The sequence below is a fragment of the Conexibacter sp. DBS9H8 genome, assembly GCF_023330685.1.
Taxonomy (GTDB): domain Bacteria; phylum Actinomycetota; class Thermoleophilia; order Solirubrobacterales; family Solirubrobacteraceae; genus Palsa-465.
In genome coordinates this window covers 835631-854604 of record NZ_CP097128.1, presented here as the reverse complement: position 1 = coordinate 854604, position 18974 = coordinate 835631, and the positions used below count along the sequence as shown (strand labels likewise).

18 protein-coding genes are annotated in these 18974 nt (G+C 72.9%); 10 read left to right on the top strand and 8 right to left on the bottom strand.

Features of this window, described 5'->3' with window-relative positions:
* Together M3M55_RS04085 and M3M55_RS04080 are read left to right on the top strand one after the other, a co-directional pair.
* Positions 1-735, top strand: a complete 735-nt coding sequence (locus M3M55_RS04085; RefSeq protein WP_249011550.1) for a metal-dependent hydrolase — start codon at positions 1-3, stop codon at positions 733-735.
* A 976-nt stretch (positions 736-1711) separates the two neighbouring features.
* Positions 1712-2452 (top strand): YceH family protein, encoded by a 741-nt coding sequence (locus M3M55_RS04080; RefSeq protein WP_249011549.1) that lies wholly within the window; start codon positions 1712-1714, stop codon positions 2450-2452.
* A gap of 32 nt (positions 2453-2484) precedes the next feature.
* On the opposite strand, the gene M3M55_RS04075 is transcribed toward M3M55_RS04080, so the two are convergent.
* From M3M55_RS04075 to M3M55_RS04060, 4 genes are all read right to left on the bottom strand, one after another.
* On the bottom strand, positions 2485-3681 hold the full coding sequence (locus M3M55_RS04075) for a VIT1/CCC1 transporter family protein (RefSeq protein WP_249011548.1): 1197 nt from the start codon (positions 3679-3681) through the stop codon (positions 2485-2487).
* A 148-nt stretch (positions 3682-3829) separates the two neighbouring features.
* Entirely contained in the window at positions 3830-4123 is a 294-nt protein-coding gene (locus M3M55_RS04070) for a hypothetical protein (RefSeq protein ID WP_249011547.1), read from the bottom strand.
* 279 nt (positions 4124-4402) lie between these two features.
* Positions 4403-5875: a HAMP domain-containing sensor histidine kinase gene (locus M3M55_RS04065; RefSeq protein WP_249011546.1), complete on the bottom strand. Its 1473-nt coding sequence runs from the start codon at positions 5873-5875 to the stop codon at positions 4403-4405.
* Positions 5876-5886: 11 nt separating this feature from the next.
* On the bottom strand, positions 5887-6561 hold the full coding sequence (locus M3M55_RS04060; protein ID WP_249011545.1) for a response regulator transcription factor: 675 nt from the start codon (positions 6559-6561) through the stop codon (positions 5887-5889).
* A 113-nt stretch (positions 6562-6674) separates the two neighbouring features.
* Between M3M55_RS04060 and M3M55_RS04055 the strand changes: the two genes are divergently transcribed.
* Genes M3M55_RS04055 through M3M55_RS04035 form a run of 5 tightly spaced genes read left to right on the top strand, consistent with a single transcriptional unit; the run spans position 6675 to position 9871 of the window.
* Complete coding sequence (locus M3M55_RS04055) at positions 6675-7025, top strand: hypothetical protein (protein ID WP_249011544.1); 351 nt, start codon at positions 6675-6677, stop codon at positions 7023-7025.
* On the top strand, positions 7022-7909 hold the full coding sequence (locus M3M55_RS04050) for an FAD:protein FMN transferase (RefSeq protein WP_249011543.1): 888 nt from the start codon (positions 7022-7024) through the stop codon (positions 7907-7909). Before M3M55_RS04055 ends, M3M55_RS04050 begins: the two co-directional genes overlap by 4 nt.
* Positions 7909-8445 carry a ferric reductase-like transmembrane domain-containing protein gene (locus tag M3M55_RS04045; RefSeq protein WP_249011542.1) on the top strand — a complete coding sequence of 179 codons (537 nt, stop codon included), beginning with the start codon at positions 7909-7911 and terminating at the stop codon, positions 8443-8445. Before M3M55_RS04050 ends, M3M55_RS04045 begins: the two co-directional genes overlap by 1 nt.
* Positions 8445-9641, top strand: a complete 1197-nt coding sequence (locus M3M55_RS04040) for an NADH-ubiquinone oxidoreductase-F iron-sulfur binding region domain-containing protein (RefSeq protein ID WP_249011541.1) — start codon at positions 8445-8447, stop codon at positions 9639-9641. Before M3M55_RS04045 ends, M3M55_RS04040 begins: the two co-directional genes overlap by 1 nt.
* Before the next feature lie 23 nt (positions 9642-9664).
* Positions 9665-9871 (top strand): ferredoxin, encoded by a 207-nt coding sequence (locus tag M3M55_RS04035; RefSeq protein ID WP_249011540.1) that lies wholly within the window; start codon positions 9665-9667, stop codon positions 9869-9871.
* A gap of 64 nt (positions 9872-9935) precedes the next feature.
* On the opposite strand, the gene M3M55_RS04030 is transcribed toward M3M55_RS04035, so the two are convergent.
* The gene (locus tag M3M55_RS04030; RefSeq protein WP_249011539.1) at positions 9936-10802 is read right to left on the bottom strand and encodes a DUF5718 family protein; all 867 of its coding nucleotides are present in this window, start codon (positions 10800-10802) and stop codon (positions 9936-9938) included.
* A gap of 151 nt (positions 10803-10953) precedes the next feature.
* On the opposite strand from M3M55_RS04030, the gene M3M55_RS04025 reads away from it, so the two are divergent.
* The 3 genes from M3M55_RS04025 (at position 10954) to M3M55_RS04015 (ending at position 14355) form a co-directional block, all read left to right on the top strand.
* Positions 10954-12720 carry an acyl-CoA synthetase gene (locus M3M55_RS04025; protein ID WP_249011538.1) on the top strand — a complete coding sequence of 589 codons (1767 nt, stop codon included), beginning with the start codon at positions 10954-10956 and terminating at the stop codon, positions 12718-12720.
* A 120-nt stretch (positions 12721-12840) separates the two neighbouring features.
* Positions 12841-13581: a GntR family transcriptional regulator gene (locus tag M3M55_RS04020; RefSeq protein ID WP_249011537.1), complete on the top strand. Its 741-nt coding sequence runs from the start codon at positions 12841-12843 to the stop codon at positions 13579-13581.
* Positions 13582-14355 carry a hypothetical protein gene (locus M3M55_RS04015; protein WP_249011536.1) on the top strand — a complete coding sequence of 258 codons (774 nt, stop codon included), beginning with the start codon at positions 13582-13584 and terminating at the stop codon, positions 14353-14355.
* A 32-nt stretch (positions 14356-14387) separates the two neighbouring features.
* On the opposite strand, the gene M3M55_RS04010 is transcribed toward M3M55_RS04015, so the two are convergent.
* The 3 genes from M3M55_RS04010 to M3M55_RS04000 form a co-directional block, all read right to left on the bottom strand.
* Entirely contained in the window at positions 14388-15305 is a 918-nt protein-coding gene (locus M3M55_RS04010; protein WP_249011535.1) for an alpha/beta hydrolase fold domain-containing protein, read from the bottom strand.
* Between the two features lie 6 nt (positions 15306-15311).
* Positions 15312-16655 carry a D-alanyl-D-alanine carboxypeptidase family protein gene (locus tag M3M55_RS04005; protein WP_249011534.1) on the bottom strand — a complete coding sequence of 448 codons (1344 nt, stop codon included), beginning with the start codon at positions 16653-16655 and terminating at the stop codon, positions 15312-15314.
* Positions 16656-16786: 131 nt separating this feature from the next.
* On the bottom strand, positions 16787-18793 hold the full coding sequence (locus tag M3M55_RS04000) for a CocE/NonD family hydrolase (protein WP_249011533.1): 2007 nt from the start codon (positions 18791-18793) through the stop codon (positions 16787-16789).
* Between the last annotated feature and the right edge of the window lie 181 nt (positions 18794-18974).

Here is an 18974-nt window from a genome sequence, read left to right as displayed (position 1 = left end):
GTGACCTTCCTGTCGGCTCGAGGGCGCCTCGCCCAAGTCTGGGAGCGCGCGATCGTCCGGATCTCGCTCATCCAGGTCATCGTCGCCGCCGCGGTCCTGTTCGGCGCCGACGCGATCTATGACCGGCTCGGCGCCACGCTGCTCGGCGGGGTCTTTGATGAGCTCGCGCACGTCAGCACCGCGCTGCTGTGCCTCAACCTGCTGCCGACCCGTTGGCGGCGCCCGATCCTCCTGCCCGCGCTGATCGCGTCGGTGCTGATGGACGCCGACCACATCCCCCAGTATCTCTTTCAGGCCTACTTTCTCACCGTGGGGACCCCGCGGCCCTACCCCCACTCGCTGTTGACCCTCCTGATCTGTCTCACCTTCGCCGCCGCGTCGGTGCGCCACGGCCGGATCTGGCTGGGGATCAGCGTCGGGGTGGCGTTGCATTTCCTGCGGGACATGGCCGAGGGCAGCGGCACCGGGATCGCCCTGTTCTGGCCCCTGAGTGACCGCGGCTACGCCTACCCCCACGCCGTCTACCTCGCGCTGATGGGGGCCGTCACCCTCGTCAATCTCGTCCTTGTGGAGCGCCGGGCGAGCGGCCGGGTTCACGGGAGGTCGGTCGCCCCGGGGGGCGCGGAGATGCGCACGTCATTCCAGCCGGAGAACGTGAGCTCCGCGTGCCCGTCCCCGGCCGTGGGGCTCGCCCCGCACGGTGATGCGGTCCCAGCCCGCGGCGGACCGGTCTGAGCGAAGCGAAGCGGGTAGTGGGGGGCGGCGACGGCGACGTCGAGGTCACCCGGGCTCGTGCCCGGACCGCCGCCGCGGCTGTGGAGGATGACCGCTGCCGCCCCGTCGACCCGGGTTGCCCCGATCACCCTCGGCTTGCGGAAGGCCCGGGCGAGGCAGCGCGCGAGCACCCGGGGGGAGAGGTGTCGCAGCGCGCCGGCGAGTCGTGAGCGGTCCAGGTCGGGGGTTTTGAACCAGCGGTTCGCGAGCTGGGAGATGACCCTCCTCGGAACCTCTCTCGCCTGGGCCTGCCAGAAGGCGAGGTTCGCGCGGATGTACACGCTCGTGCCGAGGATGACGAGTCGCTGCCGCATCTCACCCCGGATGAGGGTTGCGGCGACCGCCGCCGGGGCGTGGACGGCGAGGCTCGCACGGAGCGAGCGGCCCTGCTGGGTGAGGATGCCGACGGCGCGGTAGCCCTCAGCGGCGCCGATCGCGGCGACAGCCTCACCGAGGATGCTCTCCGCGGGCTGCGCGGCGTAGGCGGCGACGGTGGCGGCTGGCACCGGCGCCGCGGTCCCGCCGGTCGGGCCGGTGGCACCCGCCCCGGTCGTGCCGGGTGCCGCGCTCGGGCCTGGCCCGGATGTCCCGCTCCCAGTTGCGCCGGTCGCCCCGGTCGCCCCGGTCGCCGCGGTCGCCCCGGTCCCCGTGCCGCGCACCCCCGTTGCGCCGGTCGCGCCGCCAGTGGTCGTCGAGGATGCGCCGGAAGCGGTTTGGGGCGGGGTGAGACCCCCGGCCGCGTGGGGCCGCGCGGACCCGCCACAGCCGGCGAGCGCCAGCACGGCCCCGACGCAACCGCAGGCCACACCACAGCGAACCCGGGTCAACATCGTCGGTACGTTATCTGCCGCCGATCCCTCCGGCGAAAGCGCCCGCCCGCGGCCGGCGATCTGGTCGTGCCCGGCCCCGCCGGCCGGCGGCGGTTACCCTCCCCACCGTGCACTTCAGCGTCCTCACCCCGGCCGAGCAGCGGGTGCTCGGCTGCCTGATCGAGAAGCGCTTCACGACCCCGGAGCAGTATCCGCTCAGCCTCAACGCCCTGCGGCTGGCCGCCAACCAGGCGACGAACCGGGACCCGGTCACCGCCTATGACGAGGCGACGGTCAATGCGGCCGCCCAGCGCCTGTCCCGCTACGGCCTCGCCCGCCTCGCAAGCGGCCACAGCAGTCGGGCGACCAAGTACCGTCACCTCGCTGAGGAGGCGCTCGGGATTCGCGGCGGCGAGCTGGCCGCTCTCTGCGTACTGCTGCTGCGCGGGCCCCAGACCCCCGGCGAGCTGAAGGCCCGCACCGAGCGAATGGTCGCCTTCACGTCGCTGGAGGCCGTCGACGCGGCCCTCAACGAGCTCGCCGGCCGCGGGTACGCCCAACGGCTCGAGCGTCGACCCGGCCAGAAGGAGGACCGCTGGGCTCACCGCCTCGGCGGGACCGCGGACGCGACCGTCAACGACGTCACATCACCCGCCGCGGCGCCGGTGGTCCCGCTCGGCGACGGCCAGGCGGCGCCGCCCGTTGCAGCCGCCCCGCCCGCGCATGCAGCCGCCCCGCCCGGCCCGCTCGGCCCGCTCGGCTCGCCTGCGGACGTGCCCGCAACCGCCGGGGACCTCGCCGCCCTCCACGCCCGGGTGAGCCGGCTCGAGGAGGAGGTCGCCGCCCTGCGGGCCGCCCTCGGCGAGTAGGTGAGGGCTGCCGCGCCCCCGCGCACGACGGCTCAGCTCGGCAGCGCCAATCCGATCAGGAACGTCGCCCCCCCGACGATGACGCCGGCGAGGGTCATCTCGAGGCCGGCCGACCACCAGCTGCGCAGCGTCACCAGCGATTTGGCGGCGCCGACGGCGAAGTGACCGAGCAGGGAGACGATCGCGGCGATGATGATCGCGACCGTTCCGGTCATGAAGAGGAACGGCAGCACGGGCAGCATCGCCCCGATACCGGTCGACAGGCCGGCGGCGACGGCGGCGCCGGCGGCATCGTCCACCTCCCCCATCCCGCCGAACTCCTCCTGGGAGAGCGCCTGGAGCATCGCGTCCGGGTTCTCGGCGATCTGGGCGGCCATCTGATCGGCCAGATCCGGCTCGACCCCCTTGAGCTGGAAGAACAGCGACAGTTCCTCCCGCTCCTCCTCAGGATGCTCGGCGATCTCCCGCCGCTCATGCTCCACGTTCGCGTGGGCGATCTCCTGCTCCGAACGGGAGGCGAGCCAGGCGCCGGTCGCCATGCTGAGCGCCGCCGCCGCCGCGCCCGCCACCCCGGCGGTGAGGACGATCGATGAGCCGCCGGTCGCGCCCGAGACACCGGCGACAAGCCCGAACACGGAGGCGAGGCCGTCGTTGGCGCCGTAGATCACCCCGGAGACCCAGCCGCCCCCGGAGGAGTGCCACTTCTCCCGGTTGGTGATCTTGTCGAGCCGTTCCTTCGCCGCACGCTGGACCGGGCTGAGCTGCGCGTTCGGGTCGGCGGCGTCCTCGGAACGGCCGCTGCTGCGAATCTCGTTGACCGCCCGGGAGTGGCTGCGCTCCTCCTTGCGGAGCTCGCGCAGCAGTGCGTCGGTCTGCCCGTCCCCGGTCGCCCGCTTGTAGAGGTCGTCGACCTCATCATCCTCAGCCGCCTCACGGGCGGCGAGGAGGCGGTCCACCGGGGCGACGCGGCTCTGGAGCCGCGCCCACGCCGACAGCCGGACGGTCGCCGGGTCCGGGATCGGGATCCCCAACTCAGCCATCCGCGCCTCGATCCGGCCCCGGTGGCTCGCCTCGGCGGCCGCCATCTGCCGGAGGATGTCGGCCTCCCGCGGGGCGAGGCGCCCGGCGATCAGCTCATAGCTCTTGCCGGCGAGGATCTCCCCGCGCCAGGCCTTCAGCAGACGGTCCTTCGCATCGGCGGTGGGGGTGGGTGAGGAGACGTTGGTCACCCCCCTGATGCTAGCCGGTCCGACACCGTAAAAACCCTTACGCCATAAGGGTTTTCGCGACCTTGGGAGTTAGGCTCACCTAACCCTCGGGGCGGTCGGGAGAGGTAAGGGTGACCTCACTTTCACGCCCCCTTCACAGCCGGGTCACTCAGGCGGGGCCACGACCCTGGGGCGGACCGTCGCGGTCCTCGGGCCAGTGGCCGTACTCGGCGAGGTAGCGCCGCGCGTCCTCCTCATCGTCCCGGTCATGGTTGCCCGAGATCCCGATCCGCCAGAGGACGTTCGTGAGCGCCACCGACAGGCCCGCCCCACAGAACGCGGCGAACGCGTCGACCCCGAACAGGTTGAAGTCATCGGCGATCAGCAAGATCACTCCGAGCAGGCACAGCGCCGCCGGCAGCCAACGGCGCCAGAAGGCGACCTGGAGTTTGTGCCGCGCCATGGATCGAGCGTAGACGGGCTGACCGGTCGCCGTCCACCGCCGCGCGCAACGACCCGAGGGCAGCCATTTCCGGCCGCACGCCCCGGCGATGCACGATTGGGTGCGCTCAGCGACCCCAATCACGCCCGGCCGTCCCGCCGCGACCGAAAATGCCTGATCTGGGTCGTGGGGTTCTGCCCGGCCGGCCCCTCAGGCGGGCAACTCCACCCGCAGCCGCCGTGACCCGCGAGCACCCGCCGGGCACCCACCCCCGCCGGGCACCCACCCCCGCCGGCCCCCTCAGGCAGGCAGCTCGACCTCAAAGGCCGCCCCGCCCGTCGGCGCCTCACGGACCCGGACGCTGCCGCCGTGGGCCTCCACGATCGCCTTGACGATCGCCAGCCCGAGTCCCGCCCCGCCCTTCGCTCGGGCGCGGCTCGGATCGGCGCGGTAGAAGCGTTCGAAGACCTGCGAGCGCAGCTCGGCAGGGATCCCCGGCCCGTCGTCAGAGACGGTGATGAGCACCCGCCGGGGCCCCTCCCCGGAGCGCAGGACGGCGGTGATCGCGACGAGGCCGTCGGGCGCCTCGGTGTAGTTGATCGCGTTCGTGCCGAGGTTGCGCAGCGCCTGGGCAAGCCGGTCCGGGTCCGCGGAGATCGTCACCTCGGCGATCGCGCCGACCTCGAACCGGCGCTCGGCGGTGAGGCTGAGCCCGTCCCACAGCTCGGGGATGAAGGAGGCGAGCCCCAGCCGCCGGCGGCGGAGGAAGTCGTCGGTGTCCGAGCGGGCGAGGACGAGCAGGTCGTCGGTGAGCCGGGTGAGCCGGGAGATCTCCGCCTGGATCAGCCGTTCGGTGCGAAGCACCTCGTCGCGCTCAACCTCCTCACTGCCGGCGAGCAGCTCGAGCTGGCCGCGGATCACCGTCAGCGGCGTGCGCAGCTCGTGGGAGGCGTCGGCGACGAACTCGCGCTGACTCTCGAAGGCGGCGGCAAGCCGGTCGAGCATGTGGTTGAACGCCTCCGCGAGGACGATCAGCTCGTGGCTCGTGTTGGCGGGCAGGTCAAGCCGCGGGGTGAGGTCACCGCCGTCGACCTGGGCGGCGACCTGGGAGGCCCGCCGCAGCGGGGCGGACATCCGCGCCCCCGTCAGCCAGGCGAACGCGAGCGCGAGCGCAAAGGCGAGCACACCCCCGACGGCGAAGGACTTCAGCACTCCGTGCTTGGCCCGCTCGATCCCCTCCAGCGACTCGGCCGCCCCCGCGTAGAAGCTGAGCCCCGAACCCAGGCGCACCCGCCGTTCGTAGATCCGTAAGGGGCCCAGATCTGGCCCCTGCTGGGTGCTGTAGCCGGTCACCGGCGCCGCCAGCGCGATCCCCTGGTGGTTCTCGAGCAGCTGCTGATCGGTGGACTCGCCGTCATCGGGCCCGAACTGGCCGAACAGCTCCGGGTGGCTGGAGGCGATCCCCTGCCCCGGAACGATCGCGAAGAACAGCACCGCCCCGTTGCTGTAACCCTGAGAGTCCGCGTACTCCCGGGCGGCGATCAGCACCGACGCCGACCGGCCGTCACTCTGCTCGGTGACCGCCTCTCCGAGCTGGCCGGCGTCGGCCCGCAGGGAGACGTCGAGCTGGGTGGTCAGCTCCGCCCCCGTCGTGCGATAGACGACGGCGAAGGCGACCGCGACGGTGAAGGTGACCATCGCCACGACGGCGACGATCAGCCGGGCCCGCAGGCCGGTCGGGGTGAGGCGGGAGAACAGCCGGCCGGGCGCCACCGCGATCCGGCTCAGCGCGGCTCCCCGTCAAAGCGATACCCGAGCGAGCGCACCGTCGTGATCTTGCCGGTCGCCTCCGTCGCCGACAGCTTGCGACGCAGATAGCCGATGTAGACGTCGAGGACGTTGGTGCCGGGGTCGTGCTGGTAGCCCCAGACGGCGCGGAGGATCTGGTCGCGGGCGAGCACCTGGCCCTCGTGCTGCATGAGGAAGACGAGCAGCTCGAACTCGGTCGTCGACAGCCGCACCCGGTGATCGCCGACGGTCGTCACGTCCCGGCTCAGCAGGTCGACCCGGATCCCGCCGGTCACCAGCGTCGTGTCGCCACGGCGGGCCGAGCGCAGCTGGGCCCGGACCCGGGCGGCGAGCTCGTCGATCGAGAACGGCTTGACGAGGTAGTCGACGGCGCCCGCATCGAGCCCGGCGACGCGGTCCTCGACCTCCCCGCGGGCGGTCAGGACGATCACCGGCAGCTCCGGCCGGGCGGCGCGCAGCTCCCCGAGCACCTCCTGGCCGCTGCGGCGCGGCAGCATCAGGTCGAGGACGACGAGTTCGATCTCCGCCTCGAGCGCCCGGGCGAGCCCGGCCTCACCGTCCGTGGCGGTGTCGACCTCGAGCCCGTGCCGGCGCAGACCCCGTTCGACGAAGTCGAGGATCCCGGGCTCATCTTCGACGACGAGGATCATGGCCGGATCATAGGCCGGGGGGAGACCGGCGCGCCGACGTCGAAAGGACATCCAAAGAGTGTTCTCACGCCCATGACACGCTCGACTTACGAAAGCGCACAACACTCCCCGGCATGAATCACGCACAGGCCAACCGCGACGCCGCCTTTGACCGCCTCGACCGGGTGAACCGGAGGATGGCGGTCGGATCGGTGCTCGGTGCCGGCGTGCTCATGGTGCTCGTGGCGACCGACGCCCACGTCGCCCACCACATCAGCACGCTCACCGCCACCCCCGCCGCCCAGACGAGCTCGAGCAGCTCGGATGAGACGAGTGCGGCGACCGGATCCGATGACGGATCAGCCACCTCGAGCGAGTCGAGCCCGTCGACCGCATCACCGGCGGCCAGCTCGGCGCCGGCCCCGGCCCCCGCGAGCAGCGCGGCCGCTCCCGCCCCGGCCCCGGTCGTCTCCGGCGGATCATGAGCGCCTCCGCCCCGACCATCTCGGCCCCCGCCCGGGTCGAGTGGACGGCGATCGGCACGACAGCGGTCCTCGTGGTCTGTGACCCCGCCGTCCTCGAACCGGCCCGGGTGCTGCTCGCCTCTGAACTGGACCGGATCGACCGGGCCGCCTCGAGCTACCGCGCCGACTCGGAGCTGACCGCCCTCAACGCTCGCGCCGGCGCGACGGTGTCCGTCAGCGCCGCTCTCGCCGAGGCGATCGCCACCGCCTGTCAGGCAGCGGCGATCAGCGGCGGCCTCGTCGACCCGACCCTGTCGGCTGACCCCGGCTGGCGGGGGATCACCCTCACCGACTGGTCGGTCCGGCTGCCCTCCGGCATGCGGCTCGACCTCGGCGCGAGCGCGAAGGCCCTCTGTGCCGACCGCGCCGCCCGACGGATCGCCGCGGCGACCGGCGTCGGGGTGCTCGTCTCCCTCGGCGGTGACATCGCCGTCGCCGGCCCGGCCCCGGCCGGCGGCTGGCTCATCCATGTCACCGACGATCACCGCGCCGGCCCCGAGGCGCCCGGCCAGCGGGTGACGATCTGCGAGGGGGGGCTTGCCACCTCCTCAACCACGGTCCGCCCGGGCCCTGACGGGCACGGCCACCACATCATCGACCCGCGCCGGGGTACCCCGGCCGACGTGCACTGGCGGACCGTCAGCGTCACCGCCGCGACGTGCGTCGACGCGAACACCGCCGCGACCGCCGCGATCGTCCTCGGCCCCGACGCCCCCGCCTGGCTGGCGGCCCAGGGCCTGTCGGCCCGCCTCGTCCACGCCGACGGGAGTGTGGCGACCGTGGGGGGCTGGCCGGAAGGGGATCCGATGCCCGCGTGGAAGCCCGAAGCGGAGTCGCTGTCCTGATGCTCGTCCTCCAGTACTACGTGATCCGGGCGACCGGCACGATGACCCTGATCCTGTTCACCGCCACGGTGACCCTCGGGCTGCTCAACCGCTCCCGGGTGGCGACGGACCGCTGGCCGCGGTTCGTCATCGACCGCATCCACCGCAACGCCTCGCTGCTCGCCGCCGCCTTTCTCGCCGTCCACATCCTCTCCGCGGTGACCGACAGCTTCATCGCGATTCCGCTCACCGCCGCGTTCATCCCGCTCGTGCACACCTACAGCACGCTCGGGATCAGCGCCGCCGCGGTCGCCTGTGACCTGCTGCTCGCCGTGCTGATCAGCAGCCTGGTCAAGGGCCGCCTCGGCTATGGCAGCTGGCGTGCGATCCATTGGCTCGCCTACGCCGCCTGGCCGGTCGCGCTCCTGCACGGCATCGGCAACGGCATCGACCGGGCGACCCCGTGGATGATCCTGATCGACCTCATCTGCGTCGGCTCGGTCCTCTCCGCCCTCGCCCTGCGCCTGCTCACCGTCCCCCGACTGGAGGCTGTCTGATGCCCTCGCGCCCCCCCCGCCGGATGAACCTCAACGAGCTCGTCGACTCACTCGAGCGGGCCCGCCTGCACGGACACGGCGGCGCCTACTTCCCGACGGGGACGAAGCTGCGCGCGGTCGCCAGCCAGCGGCGCCGTCCGATCGTCGTCGTCAACGGCACCGAGGGCGAGCCGCTGTCGCGCAAGGATCGCTTCCTCCTCAGCGCCCGCACCGACGTCGTCCTCGACGGCGCCTTCTGCGTCGCCCACGCGCTCGGGGCCGACGCGATCGTGGTCGGCGTCGACCACCGCCGCGTCCAGGTAATCGACGCGCTCGAACAGGCCCTCGCCGGCCGCCCCGAGCTCGCGGACCGCGGCGCCCCCGTCGTCGAGGTGATCGGTGTCCCCGACGGTTTCGTCTCCGGCCAGGAGACGGCGCTAATCAATTTCCTCAACGGCCTTGAGGCCAAGCCGACGACCACGCCGCCCTACCCGTTCGAGAAGGGGCTGCGTGGACGGCCGACCCTCGTCTCCAACGCCGAGACGTACGCCCAGATCGGCCGGATCGTCGCGGGCAGATTCGACGGGAGCCGCCACGTCACCGTCGCCGGAGCGGTGCCGCGCACGACCGTCGTCTCCGTCCGCCCCGGCACGACGGTGGCGGCCGCCCTCACCGCCGCCGGCGGGGTGACCGAACCGATCAGCGCGATCCTCCTCGGCGGCTACGGCGGCACCTGGGCGGCGGCGGCACCGGCGCTCGAGCTGCCCCTCGACGAGCCGACGCTGCGCGCCGAGGGCCTCACCCTCGGCGCGGGCATCATCTTCGCCCTCGGCAGCTCGGACTGTGGCGTCTCCGAGGTCGCCCGGGTGACCCGGTGGATGGCCGACCAGACCGCCGGCCAGTGTGGGCCGTGCGTGTTCGGCCTCGACGCGATCGCCGGCGCGCTCGAGGATCTGTGCGCCCCCGGCCTGCCCGGCCGCGACCGCTTCCGTTCCCTCGCCCAGGTCCAGCGCTGGTGCGCGATGGTCAACAAGCGCGGGGGCTGCGCCCACCCCGACGGCGTCTCCCGCTATGTCACCTCGGCCCTGTCGGTGATGGCCCACACCTTCTCCGACCATGCCGGCAACGGGCCGTGTGACCGCTGTGAGGCCGACTACCGGGCCGCGAACGCGCCGCTGCGCCGCAGCGTCCGCACCGGCCAGGCGGTGCCGGTATGAGATCTGAGCGTCTCATTGTCGACATGATCAGCTGTTCGGCCCACGGGATGTGCGCCGAACTGCTTCCCGAGCGGGTCAGCCTCGATGACTGGGGCTACCCGGTGATCGACGCGGCCCCGCTCGACCCCGAGCTCGTCGGTCTCGCCCGGATCGCCGTACAGAGCTGCCCCAAGCTCGCCCTCCGTCTCCAGCGCGAACCGGCCCGCGCGCCTGCCCGCGCCCGCCGCTGAGCAGAAGGACCGGGCCGCCCGGTCCGGGCGCGGCCTGTGAGCCGCGCCCGGAACCCCACGCTCCTCACACGGCGACGACGCGCTGGGCGAGCACGGAGGCCGCCGCCAGCGCGTCGGTCCGGCCGGCTCCGACGGCCTCACTCACCGTTTCGGGGAGGTGGACGGCGCCGTCGTAGAGGACGATGATCGAGACGTCGCCGGGCTCGAGGTAGGTCGCCTCCCCGTAGGCGGTGTAGCGGGTCGCCCCGATCCCGATCACCCCGCCGGCGGGCGATCCGGCGGCCGCGAGGAAGGCCCCGACGGGCTCCAGCGGCGTCTCCGGCGCGCCCGTCTGGTGGCTGAGGCGCTCGACGATCCAGCTCAGCAGGGTCTCGGCGTAGTAGCTGTAGTCGGTGACGGCGCTGTCGAGCCCGTAGGCGTGCACCTCCGCCCCGCGGCGCAGAAAGCTCGCCAGGCGCAGGCTGTCGGTGCCGCCGCCGCGCCCGAGCCCGTTGACGGCGAAGCCGGTGGACGCCAGCCCCTTGCTCGCAGGGCCCCAGTTCTTCTTCTGTGAGATCTTCGCGGCGGCCGGGGTGCGGATCGAGCAGTCGTTGAACGCCGCGACGGTGTGCGGCGCGAGCGCGCTCACGCGGCCGTCGGGGCCGTAGCTGAAGTGGACGAGCACGCCGACTTCGGGCTCGATCTGCAGGTTCTCGGCCCCTGCGGGGAGGGCGATCTCGGTCGCCGACAGCGGAAAGGTGGTGAGGAACGCGGGGACGTTCGCCGCGGGGGCGGGGACGTAGAAGGGAAAGATCCCCTTCGGCGCGTCGGCTGGGGCGCTGACGGTGGCGAAGTCGGCGGCCTCGCCGGCCTGTTCGAGGTGGCCGGCGAAGTTCCCGGCGACACCGAAGCCGACGTGGTCGCGGAGGCCGTCTGAGTTGATCGTGATCACGCGCTCAGGGTAGGTGCCGGCCGATCGCGGTGGCGCCGGGCCGGGCGGATGGGGTCGCGCCTTGGGGCCGTCCACGATGCCGGGACGGGCGGAGGCATCCCCCGGGCCCGAGTGTTAACGTCCGCGCGACGGCCTGAGGAGAGGAGCGAACGTGTCTGACCACAGCGGGTTCCGCCCGCGCCCCGAGCGATCGGCGCCGGCGAATGTGACCGACTACGGGGCGGCGGCCGCCGGCTTCCGCCTCGAGGTGCCCGACCGGTTCAACCCGGTCCTCGACATCGTCGAGGCGTGGGCTCGGGAGGATCCCGACGCGCCGGCGGTCCTCAGCCTCGACGCCGCCGGTGAGGTGACCGCCTGCCAGACCGTCGCCGGGTTGGCCGCCGACTCGCGACGGGCGGCCCGGGCGATGCTCGCGGCCGGGATCGGCAAGGGCGACCATGTGTTCGTGATGCTGCCGCGGATCCGCCAGTGGCACGCGGCGCTGCTCGGGGCGATGCGGATCGGCGCGATCCCGATGCCCGGCCCCAACCTGCTCACGCCCAAGGACATCACGGATCGCCTCACCCGGGCTCGCGCGGTCGCGGCGATCACCGATCCGGCCGGGGTCCTGAAGGTCGATCAGACCGGGGTGGCACTGCGGGCTCGCTGGTGTGTCGGCGGGGAGACCGGCAGTGCCGGGAGTGGACGGCCTGGAGGTGGCGGGGCCGAGGTGCCTGGCGGAGGGGCCGGTGGGAGCCCGTCGACTGAGTGGGCGGACTTCGACGTCGCCCTGGAGGCCGCCGGGGACGGCCCGACCCCCGAGGATCCAACCGCCCGCGAAGACCCGCTGCTGCTCTACTTCACGAGCGGGACCGTCGCGCTGGCGAAGATGGTCCAACACGCCCAGGACTACGCGCTCGGGCACGTCGGCACCGCGCGCTTCTGGCAGGACCTGCGGCCCGGGGACCGGCACTGGACCGTCACCGACACCGGCTGGGCCAAGGCGGCCTGGGGGGCGCTGTTCGGCCAGTTCCACGAGCGGGCCTGTGTCGTCCAGGTGCAACTGGGCAAGCCGGACGCCGACACGATCCTGTCGATCCTCGCCCGCCATCAGATCACCTCCTTCTGTGCCCCGCCGACGCTCTATCGCCTGCTCGTCCAGGCGGACCTGCGCGCCCACGACCTGTCCGCCCTGCGTCACTGCACGAGCGCGGGGGAGCCGCTCAACCCGGAGGTGATCCGCGCCTGGAAGGCGGGGACGGACCTGACGATCTACGACGGCTACGGCCAGACCGAGACGACCTGCATCGTCGCCAACTACCGGGGGATGCCGGTGCGGCCCGGCTCGATGGGCCGTCCCGTTCCGGGGTGGACCGTGGACGTCGTCGATGACGCCGGCGGCCCGGTGGAGGCCGGAGCGGTCGGCAACGTCGTCGTCGTCGTGCCCGACGGCGGGCGCCAGGTTGGCCTGTTCCCGGGCTACTTCGAGAACCCGGAGGCGACCGCGGCGGTCTTCCGCGGCCCGCACTACTTCACCGGGGACAAGGCGGCCAAGGATGAGGACGGCTACTTCTGGTTCGAGGGGCGCAACGACGACGTGATCACTTCGAGCGCCTACCGGATCGGTCCGTTCGAGGTGGAGTCGGCCCTCGTCGCCCACCCCGCCGTGATGGAGGCGGCGGTGATCGGCCGGCCCGACGCCGAGCGGACGGAGATCGTCGTCGGCGTCTGCATCCTCGCTCCCGGCCATGCGCCGAGCCCCGCCCTGGCCGCCGAGCTGCAGGAGTTCGTCAAGACCCAGACGGCGCCGTACAAGTATCCGCGGGAGGTTCACTTCGTCGACGCGCTCCCCAAGACGATCAGCGGCAAGATCCGCCGCGGGGAGTTGCGCGGCTGGCTCGCGGACGGTCGGCTGCCGCGCCCGGGCGCGGGCGGGTAGGGGACGGGCGGGCGGGCGGGTAGGCGGGTAGGCGGGTAGGCGGGCGGGCGGGTAGGCGGGCGGTGGGGTTCGGGCCAGAAATCCCCCCCATCACCACACTTGCATGGTAGTGTCGGGAAGGTGGAGATCAGCCGTTCAGCTCGCGTCTCAGGTGGCTCCACCCGCCAGCAGGCCTACCAGGTCCTGCGGGGCCTGATTGAGACGGTCCAGTTCCCTCCCGGACAGCGGCTGTCCGAGAACGAGCTCGCCGAGCGACTCGGGGTGAGTCGCACTCCGATCCGGGAGGCGCTGCTCGGCCTCCGGGATGATCGACTCGTCGAGATCGTGCCGCAGCTGGGCACCTTCGTCGCCCATATCACCCGCGCGGCGCTTGAGGACGCGCAGTTCATTCGCGTCTCACTCGAGTGTGCGGCCGTCGCCGACGCGGCGCGGCGGGCCGAGCCGGCGGCGGTCGGGGAGCTCGAGGACCTCGTCGCGCGTCAGGCGGAGGCCTGCCGGGGAGACGTCGACCGCTTCTACCCGCTCGACGACGAGTTCCACCGCCGGCTCTGCTCGCTCGGTGGCCGTGCGGTCGCGTGGTCGATCAGCCAGCGGGCGAGCGGCCATCTCAACCGCGTGCGCCGCCTCAGCCTGCCCGTCCCCGACTACCTCGCCGAGATGGTCGCCCAGCACCGGGCGGTACTCGCGGCGGTCGCCGAGCAAGACCCCGGCGTCGCGGAGTCGCAGTTGCGCCTCCACCTCTCCCGGGTACTCACCGGACTTGGTGAGATCGCCCACACCCACCCTGAGTACTTCGCCGACGACCGGGACCGCAACTGGGCGTCGACCCTGTCCCCTCCGCACGATCCAAGGAGCCGTTGAATGACGACACTGGCCGGGTTTGCCGTTGCCCGCCGACCGCGGTCCCTGCCGCGCCAGAACCCGGGCCGCCGGGCCCGCGCCTTCTCCAAGCAGCAGATCATCGACGCGATCCACGCCTGGCAGACCGAGCACGAAGAGTGCCCGAAGATGATCGACTGGGAGCCCGCCCGGGCCCGCCGGCTCGGGCAGGAGTGGCGGGCGGAACGGTTCGAGCGCGGGCACTGGCCGAGCGCGAAGGTCGTCTGCGGACAGTTCGGCAGCTTCAACGCGGCGATCAGCGCCGCCGGACTGACGCCCCAGCGCACCCCGTCCCGCCAGCGTCCGAACCTGTCGGGCCCCGAGGCGATCATCACCGCCTTTCTCGAGTGGACGCGGCGCTACGGTGACGTCCCGACCATGGCCGACTGGGATCCCTCGCGGGCGCGCCGGCTCGGGCAGGAGTGGCGCACCGCGCGCTACCACCAGGACGACTGGCCGAGCGCGGCGTCCGTGCGCTTCCACTTCGGCACGTTCGCCAAGGCGGCGGAGGCGGCCGGTCTCATCCCCCGTTCCCCCGGGGTCCATCACGATGCGCGCCAGGCCGAGCGTCTCTCCAACCGGCTCGCCGCCTCCCGGGCGAGTCGTCCGCCGGCGTCGGGCCCCGAGCAGCTTGCCGCCCAGGTCCGCGCGGTCGCCCACGCGCGGGGAAGCCAGGATCCGGTGGCTGTCCACGCCGCCCTGGTCGACCTCGCCGGCACCGCGCTCGCGTGGGCGGAGGCCTTCAGCGCCGAGTGAGGTGACGCACGCGAGCGGACCTGCCCCGGCGGTCAGGCGGCGGGACCTGCCCCGGCGCGAACGGCCGCCCGCACCTGCGCGCGAATGACCTCCCGCGCGGCCCGGGCCTCGGCGACCGGGGTGAGCGGGTAGACGTGCACGAGCCCGGGCCGCTCGTGGTAGTCGACCCTCACCCCGGCCGCGAGCGCCCGCTCGTGCAGGCGCGCCGCGTCCGGGGAGAGCAGGTCGCGGGTCCCGGTGAACACGGTGATCGGCCCGAGACCGGCGAGTTCACCCCACAGCGGACTGACGAGCGGATCGTCGAGGGCCAGCTCACCGCGCCAGTATTCGCGGACGACGCGGATGCCCGGCTGGCCGAGCCACGGGTCGGTCGCTTCCACCTCCGGGATCCGGGGGTGAGACAGGGTGGCGTCAAGTGCGGGTGAGATGAGGATCGTGCGGGCGGCGGTCCGCTGGTGCCGGTCACGCAGCTCGAGCGCGGCCGACAGGGCGATCTGGCCGCCGGCGGAGTCGCCGGCGAGACAGACGGGGCCGGCCCCGGCGTGGGCGGCGGCGAGCGCGGCGACCTGCGGGACGACCTCGGCGGCCGTGCCGAACGGGATGAGCGGGTAGATCGGGACGAGCACCGTCGTCGCGGCCGCCTCGGCGATCTCGGCACACAGCCGCCAGTGCTGGGAGACGATCTCACTGACCCAGCCGCCCCCGTGGGTGTAGACGACGACGCCGGCGGGGCGGTGGCGGCGCGGGGTGAGCCGGTAGAGCGGCCACCCCCGCCAGCGCTCCGCGCTCACCTCCACGTCCGTGCCGAGCCGGCGCGGCGGGCCATAGGCCACCGGGTGCAGCGCCCGGTCGGCGACGTAGCGCTCGGCGGCGGCCCCATCCACCCAGATGCGGTTGCGTCGAGTGAGGCGCAGAGCGCCGATCAGCACGCGGTTGGACACGGTCGGCATACCGGCTCAGAGGAGATGGCCGACGCGCCAGGCCAATCCGGGTGCTCGCGCGCTCGCGGTGGCCCGGACCGGCGTGGCGGGGTCCTCGCCGACGGGCAGCGGGAGCGGACCGGCGAGGCTGAGGGTGCCGACTCTCTCGCCGGCGTGGACGGCCTGGCCGAGCCGGCGGGCACGGACGCGGAGCCGCTCGGTCAACCCCGGCCACCCGATCGCCGACAGCGCCCGTGCGGTCACACCCGTCACCCGGGTGCCCGCGGCGGTCGTCGCGACGAGCACCCTGTGGTGGGCGGGGACGACGGTCCGGACCGCGAGCCGGATGGCCACCGAGTGAACGAGGGCCTGGGCGGCCGCGCCCGCCGCGTCGAGGATCGTCGTCGTGTTCTGACCGACCCCCTGGCCGAGGACGACGCCGACGACCGGCACCGACCGGCCGCCGACCCGGAGGTCCTTGACAAAGGCGAGGCATCCCTCCGCCGCCCCGTCCGAGCCGGTCTTGCCGTCATACCCCTCACTGATCAACGGGTCGTAGTTGGTGACCGTCCCGGCCACCGGGAGGGTCACCGCGGCGGTCGAGATGATCGCCCGGAAGGTGGGGAAGCGCAGCGCCGCCAGGAACACCCGGAGCTGGTCGGCGGCGGTGGAGACGGTGCTGGTGGCGAACCCGCTCGGGTCCGTGTAGCGGGTGTGGTCCATGCCGAGGGAGCGAGCGGTCGTGTTCATCTCAGCGAGGAAGCGGTCGAGGCTGCCCGCCTCATAGACGGCGAGGATCCGGGCGATGTTGTTCCCTGACGGGATCAGCAGGCCCTCCAGCAACTGGCGTTCGCTGAGGCGTTCGCCGGCGGCGACGGGCAGCACCGACTGGTCCTGGCGGAGATCGACGGCTTCCGCGCGCGCCTCCGCCCGGGTGATCGTGAGGGTGAACCCGGCGCGTCCGGGCGCAAGGGGAAAGTGCTCGAGGGTGAGGTAGGCGGTCATCACCTTGGCGACGCTCGCGATCGGACGCGGTCGGACATCGCTCGAGGTGCCGAGGGAGCCGATCCCCGGGACCGTCAGCGCCGCCTCCCCGGTGGCCGGCCAGTCAGGACGCGGAGGCGGTCCGGGGATCCGGACACCTCCGGGGATCGCGGTACTGACGCGGGCATCGGGCGGCGTCACGGTGATCAGCCGGACGAGCACGAGCGCGAGCAGGAGGACGAGCGCCATCCGCACCGGGGCCCGCACCCCGCCGAACCGCGATCGCGAGCGGTCGCGTGTGCGGCCGCCGGTGAGGGCGAGGCGGGCCGGGGCCGAGGCACCGGAGGAGGCGGCCGGGGAGAGCCGGACCGTTGCGAGCCAGGAGGGACGGTTCACCGCAGCCGAAATGGTAGGGAACCGACGGCTCGGGCCCCGTCCGCGTACCGAATCGAGGGTGAGAACGCCACCCCGTCTCCTTCGACGCCGGAGCGCAGATTCCCGCCCCGCCGCCCCCACCCGCGTCGACCTCAGCCGCCGCTGAGGTCGACGCTGAGGAAGGACGGGTCGGCCGCGCTGCGGTGGATCGTGTAGATCCCGCCGACCATCTGCGAGAGATCCTGGGGGATCGGCAGCAGGTGGGGGGTGTCGACGCTGGAGATGGTCAGACGCAGCCGGTCCCCGGGGGCGATCGTGATCAGGGTCGGGAAGATCTCGACCTGATACTGGGTCACCTGGCCGGGGACGACCGGGGCGCTCGAGGCACGGGTGTAGGGGTGGTAGGGGAGCAGGGTGATGCCGTGCGAGACCCATGAGCGGGCGGCGTCGACGGCGCGCAGACGCCCGTCGAGGGCGCCCTCGGTGATCGGGAACGCGCTCCCGTCCGGGGTGACCTCCTCCAGTTCGGCGACGAGCTCGGTGTCGGTGCTCGTCGCGCTGAGGTCGATCGTCGCGTCGGCCGGGCCTGACAGGGTCGTGGCCCGGCTGAAGGGCGCCGTCGTGTAGGAGACCTGGGTGGGCAGCAGCGTCGAGGGCGCGTCGTTGGTGACGCACGGGGCGAGCACACCGGCCTCCGCGGCCGGGATCGAGACCGCCCCCATCGACCACTGGTCGATCGATCGTCCACAGATCGACCCGGCCGGGCTCCACGCCAGCGTGTCGGTGGTCGCGACCGCCGGCGGCGGCGCGCTTGAGAGCGTGTTCCCGGCACCGAGGTAGAGCCGGGTCGGGGTTGCGCCGGTGAATGGGAAGTGGGCGGTCTCGTCAAAGGCGCCGGTCCCGAGGTCGTAGTAGTGCAGCGGGGTGCGCGTGGCGGCCATCCCCGTGTGCTCGTGCTTGAGCCACGTGTCGAACCATTCGAGCTCGAGCGGGTCGACGTCGACGCTCGAGGCGTTGAGGTGCTCCCACGGCCCGACGATCAGCTGGTAGCGACCGGTCGTCGGCTGGTTCGGCGCCATCGGCGCGTTCATCGGCCGGTGGGCCCAGACGTTCTGCAGCGCCGCATAGTCGAGCGGCTCGCCGTGCTGGAAGATGTCGAACTCGCCGCCGATGATGTAGGCGGGGATCTGGTTGTGGACGACGTTGGCGAGCGTCGTCTCGGGGGAGCGGACCTTCCAGTAGGACTCGTCGTAGGCCTGGCTGCCGCCCCCGAGGATGCCCGCGGTGAGGCTTGCGTCGTAGGCGAGCACGCTCGTGGAGTGTTCGGTCTCGAGCGTGAGCAGCTGGGCGAGCAGGCCGGTGTCAGAGAGACTGTCGACGATCGGGTTGGTCTGGTTGAGCGTCGTCGTGAGCCCGAGGTAGGCGAGGCTGAACTCGGCGTCGAGCAGCCCGCCCATGAACGACGTGTCGCGGTAGATGTCGTTGGCGGGGACCATCGGGAAGATCGCCTTCAACGGCGAGTGGGGTCCGACCGCGCCGGCGAGCAGCAGCTGATCGATCCCGAGATACGACGGCCCGTAGGTGCCGACCTGACCGTCGGCGTGGGGCAGCTTCGCCGCCCAGTGGAGCACGCGAATCGCGTCCTGGGTCTGGATCGGGTCGAACAGGCCGAAGCTTCCGCCCGAGTCGCCGGTGCCACGGACGTCCTCGACGACCTCGATGTAGCCGCGCTGGACGAGGTAGTTGTCCGCCCCGCCGGTCGGGCTGCTGCCACCGGGCGCGGTGGCCGACCCGGGCGCGCTCGATCCGCCCTGCCCCTTGCCGTACGGGGTCATCGTCATCAGCACCGGAAAGGGACCGGGGGCCGGCTGGCCGTCGGCGAGAGTCGGGTAGATCTCGTTGACGCGGATGATCGTTCCGCCCGCGCCGAGCACCGGGATGTCGTTGCGCGAGGCGGTTCCGTAGATCGCCGGCTCGGGCTTCCAGGTGCTGTGGGGCGCCGCACTCGCCGCCAGCACGCTGGCAGGAAGCTGCGGGGTGAGGCCGGTGAGCGAACTCGGCGCCGACTCGACCGCCGGCGCGCCCGGCGGCGGAGGCGGCACCGTTGCGAGCGCCGATCCGACCGGCCCGAGCGCCAGGGCAGACAGCGTGGCCGTCACGGCCGCCGCGAACCGAAGGATTGACACGCCGGCTTGGCGCCGACGATTGACCCACTGCATGTGACCCGCCTCCTCTGCTCAGATTCCCTTCACACCGCCACCGAACAGGGTGGAGCGAGCCTCCCGCGGCCCCGGCGTCCTGCCGCAGGCTACAGGACCGTCACGATTACGCCAAGGCCGA